This window comes from Planococcus sp. S3-L1, assembly GCF_030063085.1.
In the GTDB taxonomy this organism is placed as follows: Bacteria; Bacillota; Bacilli; order Bacillales_A; family Planococcaceae; genus Planococcus; species Planococcus kocurii.
Genome location: NZ_JASISN010000051.1, coordinates 1 through 950, shown reverse-complemented (window position 1 = coordinate 950; position 950 = coordinate 1). Strand labels below are relative to the sequence as shown.

The 950-nt window shown below is 32.8% G+C and carries 1 protein-coding gene; it reads left to right on the top strand.

The window, feature by feature from the left end:
- On the top strand, window positions 1-392 hold a 392-nt coding region (locus QMF37_RS18185; protein WP_283479144.1), incomplete at its 5' end, for a site-2 protease family protein.
- Window positions 393-950 lie beyond the last annotated feature (558 nt).

Here is a 950-nt window from a genome sequence, read left to right as displayed (position 1 = left end):
CATTTATTCATGAGACCGGACATGCCTTTTTTCTTAAGCTATTTGGTGGAAAGATCAATGAGTTCAGTATTGGGAATGGTAAAATTCTATGGAAAAAGAACAACTTCAATATCAGAAATGCTTATTTTGCCGGCGGAAGAGTCGTCGCAAATACGATCAACTGGATGAGCACAACTCAAAAGACCTTCTTCTTTTTAGGTGGAGTGCTATTTAACTTAATTTGCGCACTGGTTCTGGATGTGACCACTGGATATGAGTTCGGAGTTTTCCGTCATTATTTAGATAGCTTCATATTCGTGTCTTACTTAAATGTTTTCATCAATTTAGTTCCACTCACTACTATCTTTGGTGACACTGATGGTAAAAAATTAGTAGAGCTATACAAAAGGTGATCAGAACTACAGCTTTCATTCTTTTTCTAATAGCAGGTACATAAAAGTATCAAGTGAGTTAGGGAAAATAGTTAAGCCTATTAATATCTTTCAAATAACCGTTCGTAAAAGATTGAATTCACAAGCAAAAAGGAGAAAAGATATGCTGCGCATAACCTCTTCTCTCCTTTTCTCTATAAGTAACTTCCGATAAGCTGCGATATGTAAACCTAGATCTTGTGAGATTCAAGTTTTAAAACCTTATAGAACAGCATTCTGAATGTATCATTTTTTCTAATGAAATTAGTTCCGAATGATTTTCTGGTGAATCCAGTAGAATCAAGTTTTTGAATGTAACTTAATTACACTTATGTTACATTCAAATATAATAAAAAAGAACCCGTAGGCTTCTAGTTATCTTTCACGCAGGAATATTTCCTTTTATGTTATTCTAAAGTAATAACTTAAGTATATAAATAAGGGGAAATGAAAATGAAAAAATTTGATTGTAAAAATGGTTGGTTTATAGAGATGCACCCGGAAAGTGAAATATATCTTAATTCGAATAAGGTTGCAGTT